Source organism: Streptosporangium sp. NPDC006013 (assembly GCF_040614275.1).
Lineage (GTDB): Bacteria > Actinomycetota > Actinomycetes > Streptosporangiales > Streptosporangiaceae > Streptosporangium.
The window spans coordinates 15,185-32,837 of record NZ_JBEXUE010000001.1 but is presented as its reverse complement, the minus strand read 5'-3'; the positions used below and the strand labels follow the sequence as shown (position 1 = coordinate 32,837).

The 17,653-nt window shown below is 69.1% G+C and carries 15 protein-coding genes; 4 read left to right on the top strand and 11 right to left on the bottom strand.

The features are described 5' to 3' along the window. Positions 1-84 precede the first annotated feature (84 nt). The 3 genes from ABZ260_RS00150 to ABZ260_RS00140 form a co-directional block, all read right to left on the bottom strand. Positions 85-726: a response regulator transcription factor gene (locus ABZ260_RS00150; RefSeq protein WP_355610650.1), complete on the bottom strand. Its 642-nt coding sequence runs from the start codon at positions 724-726 to the stop codon at positions 85-87. Then, a complete protein-coding gene (locus ABZ260_RS00145; protein WP_355610647.1) occupies positions 723-1,880 on the bottom strand; it encodes a sensor histidine kinase in 1,158 nt (385 codons plus the stop codon). The genes ABZ260_RS00150 and ABZ260_RS00145 overlap by 4 nt, the downstream gene beginning before the upstream one ends. A 288-nt stretch (positions 1,881-2,168) precedes the next feature. After that, complete coding sequence (locus tag ABZ260_RS00140) at positions 2,169-3,500, bottom strand: hypothetical protein (protein ID WP_355610644.1); 1,332 nt, start codon at positions 3,498-3,500, stop codon at positions 2,169-2,171. Between the two features lie 262 nt (positions 3,501-3,762). Here ABZ260_RS00140 and ABZ260_RS00135 point away from each other — a divergent pair, with 262 nt between their 5' ends. From ABZ260_RS00135 to ABZ260_RS00120, 4 genes are all read left to right on the top strand, one after another. Further along, positions 3,763-5,238 carry an NAD(P)/FAD-dependent oxidoreductase gene (locus ABZ260_RS00135; protein ID WP_355610641.1) on the top strand — a complete coding sequence of 492 codons (1,476 nt, stop codon included), beginning with the start codon at positions 3,763-3,765 and terminating at the stop codon, positions 5,236-5,238. 200 nt (positions 5,239-5,438) lie between these two features. Beyond that, the gene (locus ABZ260_RS00130) at positions 5,439-6,656 is read left to right on the top strand and encodes a saccharopine dehydrogenase NADP-binding domain-containing protein (RefSeq protein ID WP_355610638.1); all 1,218 of its coding nucleotides are present in this window, start codon (positions 5,439-5,441) and stop codon (positions 6,654-6,656) included. 5 nt (positions 6,657-6,661) lie between these two features. Further along, positions 6,662-7,813 (top strand): serine hydrolase domain-containing protein, encoded by a 1,152-nt coding sequence (locus ABZ260_RS00125; RefSeq protein WP_355610635.1) that lies wholly within the window; start codon positions 6,662-6,664, stop codon positions 7,811-7,813. A 197-nt stretch (positions 7,814-8,010) separates the two neighbouring features. Continuing rightward, positions 8,011-8,904, top strand: coding sequence for a PaaX family transcriptional regulator C-terminal domain-containing protein (locus ABZ260_RS00120; protein WP_355610632.1), 894 nt, complete (start codon positions 8,011-8,013; stop codon positions 8,902-8,904). A 117-nt stretch (positions 8,905-9,021) separates the two neighbouring features. Here the strand turns inward: ABZ260_RS00120 and ABZ260_RS00115 are convergent, their stop codons facing one another. The 8 genes from ABZ260_RS00115 to ABZ260_RS00080 form a co-directional block, all read right to left on the bottom strand. After that, positions 9,022-9,624, bottom strand: coding sequence for a TetR/AcrR family transcriptional regulator (locus tag ABZ260_RS00115; RefSeq protein WP_355610629.1), 603 nt, complete (start codon positions 9,622-9,624; stop codon positions 9,022-9,024). Further along, the gene (locus tag ABZ260_RS00110; RefSeq protein WP_355610626.1) at positions 9,621-10,673 is read right to left on the bottom strand and encodes a saccharopine dehydrogenase; all 1,053 of its coding nucleotides are present in this window, start codon (positions 10,671-10,673) and stop codon (positions 9,621-9,623) included. The genes ABZ260_RS00115 and ABZ260_RS00110 overlap by 4 nt, the downstream gene beginning before the upstream one ends. 354 nt (positions 10,674-11,027) lie before the next feature. Continuing rightward, positions 11,028-12,368, bottom strand: coding sequence for a biotin carboxylase N-terminal domain-containing protein (locus ABZ260_RS00105; RefSeq protein ID WP_355610623.1), 1,341 nt, complete (start codon positions 12,366-12,368; stop codon positions 11,028-11,030). A gap of 18 nt (positions 12,369-12,386) precedes the next feature. After that, positions 12,387-12,605 carry a biotin/lipoyl-binding carrier protein gene (locus tag ABZ260_RS00100; protein WP_350912021.1) on the bottom strand — a complete coding sequence of 73 codons (219 nt, stop codon included), beginning with the start codon at positions 12,603-12,605 and terminating at the stop codon, positions 12,387-12,389. Positions 12,606-12,633: 28 nt separating this feature from the next. Then, positions 12,634-14,202: a carboxyl transferase domain-containing protein gene (locus tag ABZ260_RS00095; protein WP_355610620.1), complete on the bottom strand. Its 1,569-nt coding sequence runs from the start codon at positions 14,200-14,202 to the stop codon at positions 12,634-12,636. Between the two features lies 1 nt (position 14,203). Beyond that, positions 14,204-15,373, bottom strand: a complete 1,170-nt coding sequence (locus ABZ260_RS00090) for a saccharopine dehydrogenase NADP-binding domain-containing protein (protein WP_355610616.1) — start codon at positions 15,371-15,373, stop codon at positions 14,204-14,206. Positions 15,374-15,422: 49 nt separating this feature from the next. Then, a complete protein-coding gene (locus ABZ260_RS00085; protein ID WP_355610613.1) occupies positions 15,423-16,994 on the bottom strand; it encodes an AMP-binding protein in 1,572 nt (523 codons plus the stop codon). Positions 16,995-16,998: 4 nt separating this feature from the next. Then, on the bottom strand, positions 16,999-17,628 hold the full coding sequence (locus tag ABZ260_RS00080; protein WP_355610610.1) for a TetR/AcrR family transcriptional regulator: 630 nt from the start codon (positions 17,626-17,628) through the stop codon (positions 16,999-17,001). Positions 17,629-17,653 lie beyond the last annotated feature (25 nt).

The window sequence follows — 17,653 nt, the reverse complement described above, 5'->3', positions numbered from 1 at the left end:
CCAGAACTGGAAGAGCGACTCCTCTCCCGGATCCGCCTCGTCGTCGGTGCGAGTACGGGCCCGCACGTGCCGGTACGCGCCGCTTCAGGCGTAGGGGACGACGAGTCCCGACTCGTAGGCGTAGACGATGGCCTGGGCACGGTCGCGCAGGCCTAGTTTGGCCAGCAGCCGGGCGACGTGCGTCTTGACGGTGTGCTCGGTGACGACCAGCTCTCCGGCGATCTCGGCGTTGGACCGGCCCTTCGCGATCAGCCGCAGCACCTCGAGCTCGCGAGGGGTGAGGTCGGCGGGAGGGCACGAGCGGGGCCGCTGCCTGGCGAACTCGGCGATCAGCCGCCTGGTCACCTGGGGAGCGAGTAACGCGTCCCCGCGCGCGATCACCCGGACCGACTCCACCAGATCCTTCACCCTGACGTCCTTGAGCAGGAACCCGCTCGCCCCCGCGGAGAGCGCGTCGTACACGTAGTCGTCCAGATCGAAAGTAGTGATCATGAGTGCCCGGGTGGGCAGCTCGGCGACGATCTGACGGACCGCCTCGATGCCGTTCAGCTCCGGCATCCTGATGTCCATCAGCGCCACGTCGGGCCGGGACTCCCTGGCCAGCCGTACCGCCTCGGCCCCGTCCGCGGCGGTGCCCACGACGGTGATGTCCGGCTGGGCGTTCAGCGCCGCGGCGAAACCGTGCCTGACGCTCTTCTGGTCGTCGGCGACCAGAACACTGATCACGCCGCCGCCTCCGCCTGCGCCAGTGGAAGGCCCGCCTCGATGAGGAAACCGCCCTCGGGCGCCGTACCGGTGTTGAGCCAGCCACCCAGCATGACCACCCGCTCCCGCATCCCGATCAGGCCGTGGCCGCCCGCGTTCGAGGAAGGGCCGGGGCCGTCGTCGCTCACCCTGATGGCCAGCGTGTCCTGCAGGTAGGCGAGCTCGATGCGCACGTTCGCGTCCGGCGCGTGGGAGCGGGCGTTGGTCAGCGCCTCCTGCAGGATGCGGTACGCCGACAGGTCGACGGCCGCGGGCAGCGGGACGGCATCGCCGATGACGTCGAGATCGACCGTCCCCCCTGCCCTGCGGTGCTCTTCCAGCAGCTCGGGTACGCGTGCCAGGCCCGGTTGCGGCGAGGTGCCGCCCGCCCCGCCGTCGGTGCGCAGCACGCCGAGCAGTCGCCGCATCTCCACCAGCGTCTCGCGGGCGGTGGTCGCGATCTGTTCGAAGCCCTCGCGTGCCGGATCGCTGAGGTCCTTGACCGTGTACGGGGCGGTCTCGGCCTCCACCGCGATCCTGGAGATGGAGTGCGCCACGATGTCGTGCATCTCCCGCGCGATCCTGGCCCGCTCGGCCATGGCGGCCTGCTCGCACTGTGCGGCGATCATCTGCTCCATGCTCTCCTGCCGGACCTCCTTGACCTCGCCCCGGGCGCGGGCGAGGTCGGCCAGCAGCGCGATACCACCGACGCAGAACGCGATCATGGCCCCGTAGACCACGGCGGTGGCGAGCCCACCCCTGTTTTCCCAGCTCATCAACACGCCCAGTACGAACAGCCCGGTCAGGGCCAGCATGGTCACCCCCCAGGCCTGCTGCCGCGTCAGCAACCTGAGCAGCGTGTAGAGGGCGACGGCGGCGGATGTGGCGACCGCGAGATTGGACATGGGATAGATCCCGGTGAAGAGCAGTCCGACCCCGCCGACGAATGTCGCGGCCAGCGCCGCGGGCGGATTCACCCGGCGGAAGGCCAGGGGCAGGGTCGCCAGCAGCAGGAAAGGCGTCATCATCCCGCCACCGCTCCAGGCCAGCCCGACGGCCCAGACCGCCAGCCCGATCCCGATCGCCGCGTCGAGGACGTGGACCGGGCCGATCTTTCTTTCCTGTAGAACGCTCATCGGAGTCATGTGCAGAATTGTGCGGGCAGGCGAGGAGTGTCCGCGTCACTCGAAGGAATGACGTTCAGCCGAGCACCAGAGCCACCGATCAGCGTCCCCGCTCCCCCGGCGACCCGGGCGCGCGGATCCGGCGCCAGGCGCCCCCTGACATCGCGGTCTGCTACCGGGCCTCCTGGCGGCTACCCGGACCGAACTCACACCGGCAGCTTACGAACCCAGGGATCCGCCGCTAGGTCACGACGCTGATGGACGCACGAAAGACCGAGGTTAACGGCCGGGGAACCGGCCCTAGGAGGCAAGACGCATCGCCGTCCGCAGCAGGGTCAGCAGGTGGCGCACGGGCCCCGTGGCGGGCCGTACGGAGTCGAGCACGGGGAGGTCGGCCGAGCGGAGGGTGGCCGGGGGGCGTTCGGCCAGGGTGGCGACGGCTCCGGCCGCCGGGTCGCGTACCACGTAGACCGCGCTTTCCGTGGCCAGCGCGTGGCGGGAGCCGTCGGGGGTGCGCCACAGTTCGATGCCGATCGAGTCGGACAGCTCACGCGATCCTGTGACGTCGGCCAGGGTCTCGGTGTCGAGGTAGCGGACCTCGCCGCCCCTATTGGAGTCAGGGGTTCCGTCCAGGATCATGATCTCGTGGCGCTGCGGGATCAGGATCGGGCAGTGTCCCCTACCGCGCGGGCGCAGGCCGATGCTTCGTACCCGTTCCAGGGTCGCGCCGGTCGCCTGCCAGATCTCCAGGCACTCGTTGCCCGCCGCGGCCAGGCGGTCCGGGGAGAGGAAACACAGTTCGCGATAGTGCTCCTGTTCCGGTGAGCGGGCCAGGACGTGGCAGGGCGGCTCGATGATGCGCAGCGTACGGCCGTCCACGGCGAGCCGGCCGGAGGACAGGTCGGCGGCCATGTGCGACGGCAGGATGTCCAGCCTCTGCTCGCCCCAGACCAGGTCCTCCTCCATGGTGACCTTTTCGATGCGCCCGCCGTCGCCGGTGTAGTAGGTCAGGTGGCAGTCGGCGGGCTCCGGATCGCGGCCGAGCCGGGGGTGGTGCCGGGCCAGCACCGCGAAACGGTCGTGGTCCAGCCAGGTCAGCGCCGCGATCAGGGAGAACTCCTCGGGCTGCAGCATCGTCCTCTCCGCGGCGTTGCGCACGAGACCGAGGAAGGGGTTCGGTGGGATCCAGTCCATGCTGAAGATGGACGTGCCCTTGTTCAGCATCACCCCGGAGTCGGCGTCGCCCGCCCGGCAGGCGACCTGGCGTCCGTCGTCGAGGTTGAACACCTGGAGTTCGTGGCGGTGAATGGAGGGCCAGCCGCTTGTGCAGACCGCCAGCCATCGGCCGTCCGGGGACAGCGAGCCGGTGGTGATCCAGCCGTCGACGGAGATTTCGAGCAAGGGGTCGGCGGTCAGGGTGGCGCACGCCTCCTCCACGGTTCCGGCCGGGGTCGCGGCGAGCAGGTCGAACAGGGGACGTGCCGGGCCGTCCGGCCGCCACCGCTCGTCGAACAGCGGCAGGACGCGATCCGCCTCGACGAGGGGGACCTGCCGCTGGACCAGATCCCACAGGTCCGCCCAGCGCCGCTCCTCCGCCGGCTTCGCCGCCGCGTCCTGCCAACCGTGTCTCATGTGTCCCCTCCTGGCTTCGTGATCAGGCTAGGGACGCGGGCAGACGCGAGGCGTCCGCCGGGCGGGGGATTCCAGGGGGCGATCCGGCGCAAGCGGGATCCAATCTGGCCGGACTCCATCTGCGAGGCACCGTCTTGTGGATCCGAAGCCTCCAACCCGCCTAAAGATCCGAACTCAGAACAGGCCCTGGTCGAGGCATGCATCGAGGCCACCCTGGTCGCGATCTCCCAGCATATCTTTCAATTATGATACGGTCGTTTTTATGACGACCGTTTCTAAAAAGATCGATTCTGGGAGAGGCTCACCCCGACACGTCGATGTGCTGATCATCGGGGCGGGTCTGTCCGGCATCGGCGCCGCGTGGCGCCTGCAGCGGCGGCGTGACCGGACCTACGCGGTTCTGGAGGGCCGGGATCACCTCGGTGGCACATGGGATCTGTTTCGCTATCCAGGTGTCCGTTCGGACTCGGACATGTTCACCCTCAGCTACGCGTTCCAGCCGTGGCGGGGGAAGAAGTCGTTGGCCGATGGCGACAGCATCCGCCGCTACATCGAAGACACCGCACGCGAGCATGGCATCGACCGGCACATCCACTACGGAACCAAGGCTGTCGTGGCCTCATGGTCCCGGAAGCAATCCCGATGGGTGGTGGAGACCCGGGAGGGCCAGGACTCTCGGGTGTGGACGTGTTCGTTCCTCTACATCTGTGCCGGCTACTACGACTACGAGCGCGGCTATCAGCCCGAGTTCGCGGGAGTGGAGCGGTTTGGCGGCCGGTTCGTGCACCCGCAGTTCTGGCCCGAGGATCTCGACACCACGGGCAAGCGGGTGGTGGTGATCGGCAGCGGAGCCACCGCAGCCACCCTCGTCCCCGCGCTGGCCACGACGGCGGCGCACGTCACGATGCTGCAGCGGTCGCCGACCTATCTGGCCGCGCTGCCCGACGTCGACCGGACGGCCGACGTGCTGCGCCGCCACCTTCCCGCACGAATCGCGCACGCGCTCATCCGCGAGAAGAACGTGCTGAGCAGCCAGCTGACCTACTGGCTGAGCAGGCGCTTTCCCGAACAGACCAAGCGGTGGCTACGCAAGTCCGCGCTCCGGTGCCTACCGGATCCGGCATACCTGGACAGGCACTTCACTCCCCGATATCAGCCGTGGGACCAGCGGCTGTGCGTCGTGCCCGACGGTGACTTCTTCCGGGCCGTGGCCACCGGGAGGGCGTCAGTGGCCACCGATCGGATCACCCGCTTCGTGGAGAGCGGGATCGTGCTGGACTCCGGGGAAATTCTGGAGGCCGATGTGATCGTCTCCGCGACGGGGTTGTCGCTGATACCGCTCGGCGGGATCGGCCTGTCAATGGACGAGCAAATGATCAACGTGGCGGATACCACCGCCTACCGCGGGCTGATGCTCAGCGGCGTGCCCAACCTGGCCTTCTGCGTCGGCTACACCAACGCGTCGTGGACGCTACGGGCCGACATGTCCTCGCGCTACGTCGTCCGACTGCTCGATCACATGAGGCGGCACGGTTATACGACCGCGATGCCCGCGTTCCCGCCCGGACGGGCACGGCGTCCGCTGCTCGGCCTGACCTCCAACTACGTGCAACGCTCCGCTCACCTGTTTCCGCAGCAGGGCGAGCGCGATCCGTGGACGGTCTCACAGAACTACCTGCTCGACAGACTGACGTTCGTGTTCACCGACCTCCGCAAGGGGATGATCTTCGACGGCTAGCCAGGAGCTCGCATCGTGACCGATCGGCCTGATGCCGAAGGGGCCGACGGACTTCCCCTCCAGCGACATCCCTCCGACCCGGGCCATGCACGTCCTGCTCGCCCAGGCCAGGTGATCGGTGGCGCCCGCATCCCGAGGGCATGCCGAGCCGCACTCAAAACCGTGTTGCCACAAACGTTCGTTTTGGATACGTTCGTTATATGAATGAACATCGAGTGGTCGCGTTGGGCGGGGCGGGAGCGATGGGCAGGCCCGCGGTCGAGACGCTCGCCGGTCGCGAGGACATCGCGGAACTGGTGATCGCGGACCGCGATCTGGCCGCCGCCGAACGACTCGCTGCCCAGCTGGCGGGCACCGCGTCCGCCACCCTGGTCCCGCAGGCGGCGGATGCGACGGATCCGGTACGGCTGCGCGAACTCTTCCGAGACGCCGACATCGTCGTCAACACAACGGGGCCCTTCTTCCGGCTCGGCGTGCCCGTACTGAAGGCGGCGATCGATACACGCACCCAGTACGTCGACATTTGCGATGACTGGGAACCGACACTGGACATGCTCGCGCTGGACGCCCAGGCGCGGAGCTCGGGCGTGATCGCCGTGATCGGAGCCGGGGCGAGCCCGGGCACGAGCAACATGCTGGCCGCGCTCGCGACACGCGAGCTGGACACCGTTGACGACGTCTTCACGGCCTGGCCGGTGGACGTGCCGTTCGTCGGCGACGACCCTGACAAGGACGCGATCGCCGGCGCCTCGGCCGCCACCGTGCACTGGATGCAACAGTTGTCCGGAACGATCCAGACCTGGGACGGCGGCAAACCCGCCGAGCGGTCCCCGCTCGAACCGGTCACGCTGGACTACCCGGGGCTGGGCACGGGCACCGCGTACACGGTCGGTCATCCCGAGCCGGTGACCTTGCCGGGGACCCGCTCGATCGCTCGCAGCTCGGCCTGCGTCATGGTCGTCCGACCGACGACCGCGGCGTACCTGATGACCCTGCGCGACGACATCGACCGGGGGAAGCTCTCTCTGGAGCAGGCCGCCGCCGCGATCGACACCCCGACCGCGGGCCATTCCGCCCGGTCCGCCCTCCGCCGGCCCTGGCTGCGTGGCCCAGGCGCGCTGCCCGCCTTCTTCGCACTCGCCACCGGGAGCCGGGACGGCCGGCCGCACACGGTCGGCGCTCGGCTGATCGCCTCCCCCCGTGGGATGGCCAGGGCGACCGGCATCCCCCTGGCCCTGGCAGCAGGCCAGATCCTCGACGGGTCGGTGCGCACCCATGGCGTCCATCCCCCCGACGCCGTGCTCGACCCCGAGCGATACTTCGACGCGCTGGCCGCCCAGTGCGATCCGCCCCGGCCCCATCGCGGCGAGGTGGTCAAGGTGGATCACGCCCCCGTCGCTGCCGCCACGACCCCATGACCGGCATGAGCACGTCCAACGATCGCGCACTCCGCGGCGACGTCGCGCCCGGCTGGGAACCGGTTCGTGACGCGTTCGCCGCGATCATGAGCAGGCCGGACGAGCGTGGCGCCGGGTTACATGTCATTCACCGCGGCAGGACCGTCGTGGACCTCTACGGCGGGACCGACGGCGAAGGGCCCTACGGCCCGGACACCCGCCAAGTGGTCTTCTCCGCCTCGAAGGGCATCGCCGCCGCGTGCCTGGCGGTGCTCGCCGACCGCGGCGATCTCGACTTCGACGCGCCCGTGGCCAGGTACTGGCCCGGGTTCGGTCGCCACGGCAAGTCCGAGATCACCGTGGCGCAGCTGCTCAGCCATCAGGCCGGGCTCATCGCCCCCTCGCGCCGGGCCACCCTCGCCGACGTGCTGGAGGGGCGCCCGCTCGCGGACGCCCTGGCCGATGAGCGGGCGCGCTGGCCCCTGGGCCGGCCCGGATACCACGCGGTCACCTGGGGCACGCTCGCCGACGAACTCGTCCGCCGCGTCACCGGCGCCCGGCTCGGCGAGGTGCTCACCGAACTGGTGTGCCGCCCCCGGGACCTGGCGATCAGCATCGGCACCCACCTCGGCCCCCCGCCTTCCCCGGTACACGCCGCCACCCGGGTCCCGCTCCTGGTCAGGCTGACCACCGCCGTCTTCGCGCGCCCCGGAACGCCGCTGTGGCAGGCGATGACCGTGCAGGGGGCCATCACCGACCCCCCCGACCTCTGGGTACGACGCCCGGAGACCCTCGCCGGACAGCTCCCCGCCGCCAATGCCGTCACCACCGCCCGGTCCCTGGCCCGGCTCTATGCCATGCTCCTGCCCGGGGCCGAGGCCCCGCTCATCAGCGACCGCACCCAGAGCGCCGCCGTACGGCCCCGCGCCGTCGGGCGGGACCGGGTACTCGGCCTCCCGTCGGCGTTCGGGTGCGGATTCGCCCTGCCCAGCCGCGCCTGGCGGCTCGGCTCCCCCACGGCCTTCGGTCACCCCGGCATCGGCGGCGCCCTCGGCCTCGGCGACTCTCGCCGCCGGCTCGCCCTGGCCTTCCTGCCACGCACCATGCCCGCCGACGCCCTGAGCGACGTTCGCCACCGCGTCCTGCTGGACGCGGTGACCACCGTCATCGGCCCATGAACCATGACGACCCCCACCACGGCTCTGCGCTCAAATGATTTACTATCGAATTAAATTCGATAGTTCACCTACGTTAGGCAACGGGGTCTTTGACGTCGGTAAACTCGTGCACGCCGGGCACCTCATCGTCCGCCCGCATCGCCCGGGATGGGTGCCAGCGTCTCGGTGCCGCCCGGCCGTTCCTGGAAGGCTGCAGAATGACCGCCGCACCCCGCATGCCGGGACCGGACGTCCAGGTCCCCACCCGGATGCTCGTCGAAGCGCTCGTCCGCACCGACCTCACCGTCGACACCGGCGAGCTCTACGCCACCGCCAACCTGCTGGGCATGACCGACCAGCAGGTGCGCCTGTGCATCAAACGGCTGGTCACCGAGGGACGCTTCACCCACGAGGGCAGAGGACGCAAAGCACAACTGCGGGCCACCGGCACCACCGAACAGACCATGGGCCTCGATGTCGAATTCGTCGCCCACGCCTTCCGCCAAGACGCCGGCATCGCCCCCTGGGACGGCACCTGGCATCTGGTCGCCTTCGCCGTCCCCGAGACCGCGCGCACCGCACGCGACGCCCTGCGCGTCGCGCTCACCCGCCTGGGCGGAGCATCGATCCAAGGGGGCCTGTATCTCAGCGCCAACCCGTGGGAGCCCTACGTCGAGGACCACGCCCGCCACCTGAACGTCCTGGACCACCTCACCTTCGCGACCACCCGGGACCTGCGCCAGGGCGACCAAGACGATCCCGCCGCACTCGCCCGTGCCCTGTGGCCGTTGGCCGAGATCGCCGAGCGGTATCACCGGCTCACCGCCGTCGCCCAACTCCGGCGCGAGCGCCTCCACGATCACGCCGGCCTCTCCGAGCCACAGCGGCTGACGATCGCGGTAGAACTGGCAGCCGAATTCACTCGCGTCATGGAAGCCGACCCCCTCCTGCCGCCCCAACTGCTCCCGCAGCCCTGGCCCGGTACCCAGGCCCGCGCACTGGTCGCACAGTGCTGGTCGCTCCTGGACGAGAGCGCCGGCCCGGACGGCGAGAACATCCGCCTTTTCCGCCTCTACGGCGACATGACCCGCCCAGCAGCTGCTCGAACGTGACAAGCGTCGTATACGGTTCGCGTTTCGCCACGACCATCTCGGCGGAAGGACCGCTTCCGCACACGGCGGCGGTGCGGGACGTGGTGCCGGGCACCGGCCTTCGCTGGTGCCCGCATCTCACTCGCCGTGGATCAGCGCCAGGGCCGTCCGCACGATCTCGTGATGACCTTCCGCCGATCGTCCGACTCCGATGGTCGAGCGCACGACGGAGGCGCCCTCGATGAGGCTGACGACAGCCTCGGCCAGCGCCGTACGCCGCGATTCAGGCAGCCGCGGTTGGGCGCACGCCACAAGTTCGGCTACATGGCCGACGTATTTGCCGTAGAACTCTTGCACGACCGCGGCGATCTGCTCGTCGCTCACGGCGATCGCCCAGATCTCCATGTACAACCGCACGCAGGTGGGATCGTCCTGCTCGGCGAGCAACACCCCGAGAAGCCGCTCGCTGTCCGCACGCGTCAGCGTCCGATTCCCGGCACCGTCCGCATCAGGTCCCGTTGCGGCGGACAGGCGTTCGAGAGAACGTCGCAGGGCGCGGTCGAGCACCGCCCGGATGAGGTCGGCGCGGGTGGGAAAGTAGTGCTGGAGATGGCCGATGCGTACGCTCGCTTCCGCGGCGAAGTCGCGGAGCGCGGCGTTGGCGTTGCCTCTCGTGGTCAGCACCCGCTCAGCGGCATCGAGCAACTCCGCCTGTCGCTGGGCACCCTTGGTCGAGGTCATGCGCGCCGTACCTCCACGCCGTGTTCGCCGAGTTCCCGCAGCACGGCCACCGGCCGGGGGTGTAGTTCAGGGAAGGTCACCCCCGCCTCCGCGTCCGCACCGAGCACGCGACGCAGGCCCAAGAACCCGCCGAGCGCGGTGAGATGCGCCTGGCCCTTCGGATCGACGATCATCGCGGTCGTGGCACCGCCGGCGCCGTCGATGTCGATGCGGATCCGCGCGCTGCCGCCTTCGCCGGGCGAGTAGAGCAGGGACCGGCGCAGAGATGTCCAGCGTGTGCCACGCCCCCAGCGGAACAGGCCTGCCTTCTTCGCCGCCAGCAGGGCGGTCGTGGCCGAGTTCTGACTGAATCCGATCCGCGTTGCCGCGCTGTCGACACCGAGCGTCAGGGGCAAGGTGAACTGTTCGGGGGTGTCGAGTCGGGCGACCTTCGTCCGTGAGCCCGCGATGTCCACCCAGCGGCTGTCGGTGAGCGGCGCCACCGTTACCGTTTTCCCGCCCTGACGTACGTCGTAGTCGTAGCCGAGCCGGTCCATGAAGTCCACGGAGTCGATGCCGGCGGAATCGTCCATGTCGTATCGGATCGCAATGTCCACCGATGTGGCGTCGCCCCCTCGTTCCGCGATGAGCGCCGCCGTCACCAGGTTCGTGATGCCTCCCATCCAGCCCGACGAAAGAAGCACGGGCGCGGTCGGACGGGCGAGCGTCGCCACCGTGACCGCGCGTGCGAGCCGGCTGGTCCACCGCGTGATGTCAACGTAGGGGATCCCGGCGCCGACGGCGGCGCGGAGCACACGGTCGTCGGGATCGTTGACCGCGCTGACGACGGCGCGGACACCGGCGGCGAACGGCTCGGGATCCGCGAGATCCCACCGCCGCACCGACGCTCCGTACTTCTTCGCCAGGGGCGCTCCCTTGTTGGGATTACGCCCGGTCAGCAACAGCGGCCACTCGGACGCGGCGAGCCCGGTCAGAGCGGCGCCCACGGTGCCGTAACCGCCGACCACGAGCACGGGGCCGGAGGAGTCATGTACGAGTTCATCGTTCATGACAGCCAGTTTAGGTCAAATGACCAATTTCATCAATTTTAAGGCTCTGGCTCACTTTCGGTGGTGACCGAGCGTGGTCACAGGTAATGAAGACGCGCTTGAGACGAATTAGCTGGCCAGAAGGGTGTCGTGGCGCGGTCCGGCGAGCAGGGTCACGGGCGACCGTGCGGTCCCACAGGCGTCTGATGAGGAAACCGCCCAGCTCCGCGACGTCAGCTTGATGCACACGTTCCGTTACCACCGAAAGAGAGACAGAGCCGAAGCCCGTACAGGCCCTCGGGGCCCTGTAGGCCGAGCCGTTGTCGCTGAGCACTCGAGGGCGGCTCACGCCAACGGTGCTCTGCTCCTGCGGGTTTACCCCTCTGCGATGCGCGGCAGGGTCCGCGTATCGAAGTCTCCGCTCATGAAGTCCTCGTCCTCGAGTACACGATGCAGTAGCGGCAGGTTCGTCTTCACTCCAGTGATCGTGAAGTCGCCCACAGCTTGTCGGGCACGCTTGATCGCTGCTGACCGACTCGTTGCGACGGTGCACAGCTTGGCCAGGAGGGGGTCGTAGTAGGGACTCACTTCGTCACCGGCGCGATAGCCGGAGTCGATTCGGACGTGCTCGCCGACAGGTTCCTTCCATTGTTCGATACGCCCAGGTGAGGGCAGCATTCTGACGGGATCCTCGGCGTAGATCCTGAGCTCGATCGCATGGTTCTCGCGAGCGGGTTCCGCGAGTTCGCCGTCTTCGTGGGCGGCCACAAGCAATTGGGCCTCGACGAGGTCCATGCCGGTGACGAGTTCGGTGACCGGGTGCTCGACCTGCAGCCGGGTGTTCATCTCAAGGAAGACGAACTCCTCGGTCCGCGGGTCGACGAGGTATTCGAAGGTGCCGGCCCCGCGGTAGCCGAGGTACTCTCCGGCCCGACGGCTGGCGGCCAGCATCTGTTCCCTAAGGTCGTCGGAGATGCCCGGACAGGGGGTCTCCTCGATGACCTTCTGGAACCGGCGCTGCATCGAGCAGTCGCGTTCGCCGAGTGCGAGGACCCGGCCGTCGTTCAGGCCGAGGATCTGCACCTCGACGTGCCGGGCGGGCTCGATGTACTGCTCCAGCAAAATGTCCGCGGAGCCGAACATCCGCTCGGACCGGGTCCGGGCGGTCTGGAAGGCGGAGTCGAGATCCGCCTCGTGCCAGACGACCGTCATGCCGATCCCGCCTCCACCGCCAGCGGCCTTCACCATCAGGGGGTAGCCGATGCGCGTCGCTTCGGCTCGTGCTGCGACGGCGTCGGCCAGAGCCTGTGACGTGCCGCGCGAGACCGGAACGCCGTAGGACGCCATGAGGTTACGGGCCCTGATCTTGTCGCCCATCTCCGCGATGTGGTCGGGACTCGGTCCGATCCAGGTCATGCCCGCCGCCTGGACCCGGCGGGCGAAATCGGGGTTCTCGGAGAGGAACCCATAGCCGGGGTGGATGGCATCGGCGCCGCTTGATGACGCGGCGGCGAGGATCGCGTCCACGTCGAGGTAGGACCGAGCGACGGGCGCCGGGCCGATCCGGACGGCCTCATCGGCCTCTTCGACGTGCCGGGCACTCGCGTCGGCGTCGGAGAAGACCGCTACCGTCCGGATGCCGAGCCGCTTCGCGGTCCTGATGACGCGTACGGCGATCTCGCCCCGGTTCGCGACCAGGAGGGAGCTGAACAACATGGGAACTCCTGCGAATGGTCAGTCGGCGCTGATACGGGCGAGGAGGTCGCCTTCCTGGACGGCCGCGCCCTCCTCGACGAGGAACTCGGTGACGACGCCACTCACCGGCGCCTCGACCGGGATCTCCATCTTCATCGACTCGAGGATCGCGATCTCGTCCCCCTGACGGACGGAGGCCCCGACCGGGACGACGATCTTCCAGACGCTGGCGGTCAGCTCGGTGCGTACTTCCTGCATGATTTCTGCTTCCTTTCAGTCGAGGCGTTCAGGGGCGCATGCGCCAGCGGCGGTCACTGGGACCGACGCGGGACCGCATCGCGTGCAGGCCGGCGTTGAGGAAATCGGCGACGACCTTCCGGGTCTGGCGGGGATCGATCATCATCTCCATGCCGAACGCCTCGACCGTCTTCCACGGGTCGGCGAGGGCGAGCAGGCGTTCCTCTGCCTGTCGGCGGAACGCCTCCGGGTCCTCGGCCTGCTCGATCTCGCGGCGGAAGCCGGCTTCCACGCCTCCTTCGATCGGCATGTCACCCCACTCGGAGCTGGGCCAGGCGATGCGCAACCCCAGCGCGTCCGGGTTGGAGGTCGCCGAAACCGCCATGCCGTAGGCCTTGCGGACGTGGACGGTGACGACGGGCACCTCGGCCTCGGTGATCGACTGGATCGCCCGCATGCCCATGCGTACGACCCCACGGCGCTCGGCCTCGGGGCCGACCATGAATCCGGGCACGTCGACGAGGTAGACGATCGGGAGGTGGAAGGTGCTGCACAGATCGACGAAGCGGATCTGCTTCTCGGCGGCCGCACCGTCCAGCGCTCCCGCGAGGTGCATGGGATTGTTGCCGATGACCCCGACCGGGATGCCGTCGATACGGGCGAAGGCGGTGATGACGGCCCTGCCCCAGCCGGGCCCCATCTCGAAGAGCGAGTCCCTGTCGACGATGGTGCGCATCACCTCAAGCATCTTGTAGGGGCGCCGCCGGTTCTCCGGGATGATCCTCAAAAGCTCGTCGCAGGAGCGGTCCACCGGGTCGCTCCGGTCACCGCGGGCGGGGAGTTCCCACACGTTCTGCGGAAGATAGGACAGCACGCGGCACAGCTGGTCGATGGCGTCGACCTCGTCCTCGGCCAGGTTGTCCATAGCCCCGGAGACGCTCGTGTGCATCTCGGCACCGCCGAGTTCGTGCTTGTCGACGGTCTGGCCGAGGGCTCGCCGGACGACGGGCGGTCCGCCGGCGAAGAGCACGCTGCCCTTGCTGATCACGCTGAAGTGGCTGACCACCGCGCGCCCCGCGGTGCCTCCCGCGGCCGAGCCGAGCACGGCGACCAGGACCGGCACCTGCGACATCAGCTCGAAGCTGCGCCGCCAGCTCATCGAGCTGACGAGGTAGGAGTGGCCCTTCTCGTCCTGGGCGGAGACGTCACCGCCGATGCCCTCCATGAACAGGATGAGGGGGATGCGGTACTCGTGGGCGAGGTCCTCCACGAAGCCGCCCATGCCACCCTTCCACCGGTCGAGGTAGGTCTGCGGCGCCCCGGCGCGGACGGTGAAGTCCTCGCCGCCGATGGCGACCTGGCGCCCGTCGACCGTCCCGAGGCCGCAGACGTAGCTCGACGGCAGCGTGCCGATCTGCGTTCCGGCCGCGTCGCGGATCGGGAACGTGGCGAACTCGCCGACCTCGGTGAAGTTATCGGCGATCTGGCCGATGCGTTCCCGGATGGTCTGGCGGCCCTGAGTGTGCTGACGTTCGACGCGTTCGGCGCCGCCGAGCCGGCGCGCCTCCTCGTGGCGCCGCCGCAGTTCCTCCAGGGCCGACTCCCAGGTGAAGGCCATCTCAGCTCTCCTCGACGGTGAGGGCCGCGGGGCCGGCGACATCCTTGAGGAAGGTCTCACCACCGTCCCAGTAGATCGCGGCATAGTGCTCAAGGAAGGCGTCGGCGTCGAAGGCGCCCTCCGGCGCGTGGACGCCGACGGGGGCCTGCCCGATACGCAGGACGCCCACGACCGCCGGGCGTGCCGTCTCCAGGCTCATCGAGCCGTCGACCGGCCCACCGGGGAAGACGATGATCCCCTGTTCCCCTCCGCCGGCGGTGCCGGTGGCCACCGCTCCGATCAACCTGGGCAGGCGCGGGCCCTGGGATTCGGACACCAGGTCCTCGGGATGCTCGGCGAGCCGGGCGGCGATGGCGGCGATGGCCTCATCGGGCGTCAGCTCACCGGCGGCGACCCGATCGAGGACCGGCAGCATGAGCCGGTCGGTCCCAACGTTGACCGTGCCGATGTTGACGCAGTTCCGGAGTGTGATCGCCTGGGGCATGGTGACGGGCTCGGGATGGCCGATCACGCGGTAGACGCCGGTCTCACCGTTGGAGGTACGCACCCTGTAGGCCGTTCGCCAGGCCCGTTCGTTGACCGGTTCACCGTGGCGCCAGACCGGTACCTCGGCCGCGGTCTGCAGGATGAGGTGGGTGTAGGCGGCCCGGCCGGCGGCGAACGACGCGGCGAGGGCGTTGGCGTGCCGGGTGGCCTCGTCCAGGTTCATGCCTTCGCGAGAGTCGCCCCAGAAGGTGGCGACGGTGTCGACCTCATCGAGGTCGCGCGCGGCGATCATGCCGAGATAGTTGGTGAGACCCGGGCTCACACCGAGCCCCACGACGGCACGGACACCGGCTTCGCGAGCGGCGGGGTCACGCTTCATGAGCTCCTGGGTCGCGGCCGGGTCGTCGCAGACGTCGATGTAGTCGACACCGTGCTCGATGGCGGCGTCGAGCACCTTGGCGCCCCACAGGTCGAACGGCCCCGCCGTGTTGACCACCGCGTCGGCGTCAGCCAGGGCACGGGCCAAGGCGACGTCGTCGGCAAGGTCCAGCTCGACGAAGGCGGCCGTCGCGCCGCCGGGCGCCACGCGGTCGGCGATGGTGATGTCGTGGCCGGAGTGTTCGGCGAGTTCGGCCACGACACGCCTTCCCACCCGTCCGGCTCCCCCGATGACCAGGACGTTCATGTTCTTTCCCTTCGGATTTGGATCCTTGTTTGCGATTCGGACGCTGAGATCAGTCCGCGGCCGCCGGTGCGGCCGCTTCCAGGAGGTCGATCGTGCCGGCGGTGATCGCCGCCGGGAGGAGGTGCTTCTGGATCGCACCGGTGCCCGGTCCCCGGACGAGAGCCGACTCCGCGACGATCTCGACGTACCTCGGCAATGCGAAGCGCGGTAGCGACCGTGTGCAGTAGTCGCGGAAGGACACGGGGTCGAACGGCGCGTCATCGTCGAGCACCAGTACCAGCTTGATGTCGTCCTCGCCGCCGAGTTCGTCGCGGACGGCGAGCGCCGCGCACTCGCGGACGCCGGGGGCGCGGCGGACCACGTGCTCAAGCTCGAACGCGGAGATGTTCTCGCCGCGTTTGCGCAGGTTGTCGGTCAGGCGGCCGCCGTACCAGATGAAGCCGTCGGCGTCCTGCGTTACAAGATCCCCGGTGTGGAACCACAGGTCGTGGAATGCCTCGGCGGTGGCTTCGGGGCGCCGCCAGTACCCGAGAGTGAGCATGTGCGGATGCCGGGGCCGTGTCTGCAGCTCCCCGAGTTCTCCGACCCCGGCCTCGGTCCCGTCCGGGGTCGCGACCCGGATGTCGAAACCGGCGCAACTCCAGCCCACGGCCCCACGCCGCCGGTGCTCGGCGGTGGAGTAAAGCGGGCCGTCGGCCTCGGTCTGGCCGTACATCTGCAGGAGCGGGATCCCGAGCTCGTCCTCGAAGAACTCGTAGGCCTCGTCGGGGATGGGTGCGGCGAGGATCGTCCGGAGTCGCCGCAGGACCGGCGCCGGCGGCCGCCCCCGCGTGATGAGCGCGGACAGCATGGAGCCGACGGCACCGAACCAGGTGACGCCGAACCGTTCGGCGTCCTCCCAGAAGCCGCTGACGCTGAACCGGGGGGCGAAGGCGAGCGTGGAGCCGGTTTGCAGGCACAACGGAAGGGCGATGTGAGCGTCAACGTGGAAGAACGGCATCGTAAAGAAGCCGGTGTCACCAGGCCCCACGTCGAGCACCCTCGACAGGACGGCACCGAAGTTGGAGAAGTAGCCGTGCGGAAGCATCACCCCCTTGGACGGACCGGTGGTCCCGGACGTGTAGAGCAGTGAGGCCAGATCACCCGCCGCCGGCACCGGCCTGCCCTCCGCGTCGGCCTCGTGGTCCCGGTCGATGCGCACGCTCGCCAGGTCGACGATCCGCTCCGGGGCGACGCAGCCGATCAGCGGCTCATGGAAGCATGCGTCCGCCACGACGACGCCGGGCTCGCTGTCAGTGAGGACGTGCTGCAGGAACCACCCCCGCAACTCGCTGTTGACGGCGACCTCCACCGCGCCCAAAGCCCACACGGCGAACTGCACCGCGAGCATCCGAGCGCTGTTGCCAGCCATGATCGCGACCCGTTCACCGGGCCGCACCCCCAGGTCGTGGAGTTCGGCTGCGGCGGAGCGGGCAGCGGATGCGAACCGGGAAACGGTCCACTCACCCTCGGCCCACCGCAGCAGCGGCTGGTCCGGCCACCGTCTCTGGGCGGCTTCGAGGTCGGCGAGCGGCCCGGTACGACCGAGCGCCACTCCGTCGAGGAGTCGACCTGTGATCATGCCGTCATTCCTTCCTGGATTCGTGCGGTGACACGGCGATGCGGAGCGCGAACTCGCCGTTCATCTCGGCGACCTGCTCGACGGTGAGAGGCCCCCCGGGCTGAAACCACAGGGCGCTGTACTCGCAGATGTTGAGGATCGCGAAGGCGGTGGCGTTGAGGTCGGGTACGTCGAACACCCCCTGCTCGGCGCCCTTCCGCAGGATGTCGCGCGCGTTGTCCAAGTGGCGTCGGTGCAGGTCCCGGATGAGCTCGTAGCGCTCCTTCGGCAGCGAGGACGCCAGTTGTGTCCGCGAGTAGGTCATCGACAGGAACGTCTGCGCCTGCTCAAGCTGGGACAGCTGGGCACGGGTGTGTGCGACGGCGAAAGCCCGCAGCGTCTCGACCGGATCGGTGAGCCCCGCGGTGGCGGCCTCGATGCGGTCCAGGAATTCCTTGAGGCTGGTGCGCAGGAACTCGAAGAGGATGTCCTCCTTGGACTCGAAATGCCAGTAGAGCGTGGGCGGGGTGATCCCCACCGCGCGGGCGATGGTGGCGACCTTGGTCTTGCTGTAACCGTCACGCTGGAACAGTTCGGCGGCGGCCGCGAGGATCTCCGCCTTCATGTCGACGTCGGACGTGCTCTCCGGTGCCATGTCATCCTCTCGATCACGGGTTGAT

Excerpts from the sequence above, each read along its gene's own strand:
- ABZ260_RS00095 (WP_355610620.1), bottom strand. The coding sequence starts at position 14,202 with ATGGCCTTCACCTGGGAGTCGGCCCTGGAGGAACTGCGGCGGCGCCAC.
- ABZ260_RS00085 (WP_355610613.1), bottom strand. The coding sequence starts at position 16,994 with ATGATCACAGGTCGACTCCTCGACGGAGTGGCGCTCGGTCGTACCGGG.
- ABZ260_RS00100 (WP_350912021.1), bottom strand. The coding sequence starts at position 12,605 with ATGCAGGAAGTACGCACCGAGCTGACCGCCAGCGTCTGGAAGATCGTC.
- ABZ260_RS00140 (WP_355610644.1), bottom strand. The coding sequence starts at position 3,500 with ATGAGACACGGTTGGCAGGACGCGGCGGCGAAGCCGGCGGAGGAGCGG.
- ABZ260_RS00105 (WP_355610623.1), bottom strand. The coding sequence starts at position 12,368 with ATGTTGTTCAGCTCCCTCCTGGTCGCGAACCGGGGCGAGATCGCCGTA.
- ABZ260_RS00120 (WP_355610632.1), top strand. The coding sequence starts at position 8,011 with ATGACCGCCGCACCCCGCATGCCGGGACCGGACGTCCAGGTCCCCACC.
- ABZ260_RS00090 (WP_355610616.1), bottom strand. The coding sequence starts at position 15,373 with ATGAACGTCCTGGTCATCGGGGGAGCCGGACGGGTGGGAAGGCGTGTC.
- ABZ260_RS00130 (WP_355610638.1), top strand. The coding sequence starts at position 5,439 with ATGAATGAACATCGAGTGGTCGCGTTGGGCGGGGCGGGAGCGATGGGC.
- ABZ260_RS00145 (WP_355610647.1), bottom strand. The coding sequence starts at position 1,880 with ATGAGCGTTCTACAGGAAAGAAAGATCGGCCCGGTCCACGTCCTCGAC.
- ABZ260_RS00135 (WP_355610641.1), top strand. The coding sequence starts at position 3,763 with ATGACGACCGTTTCTAAAAAGATCGATTCTGGGAGAGGCTCACCCCGA.
- ABZ260_RS00125 (WP_355610635.1), top strand. The coding sequence starts at position 6,662 with ATGAGCACGTCCAACGATCGCGCACTCCGCGGCGACGTCGCGCCCGGC.
- ABZ260_RS00110 (WP_355610626.1), bottom strand. The coding sequence starts at position 10,673 with ATGAACGATGAACTCGTACATGACTCCTCCGGCCCCGTGCTCGTGGTC.
- ABZ260_RS00080 (WP_355610610.1), bottom strand. The coding sequence starts at position 17,628 with ATGGCACCGGAGAGCACGTCCGACGTCGACATGAAGGCGGAGATCCTC.
- ABZ260_RS00115 (WP_355610629.1), bottom strand. The coding sequence starts at position 9,624 with ATGACCTCGACCAAGGGTGCCCAGCGACAGGCGGAGTTGCTCGATGCC.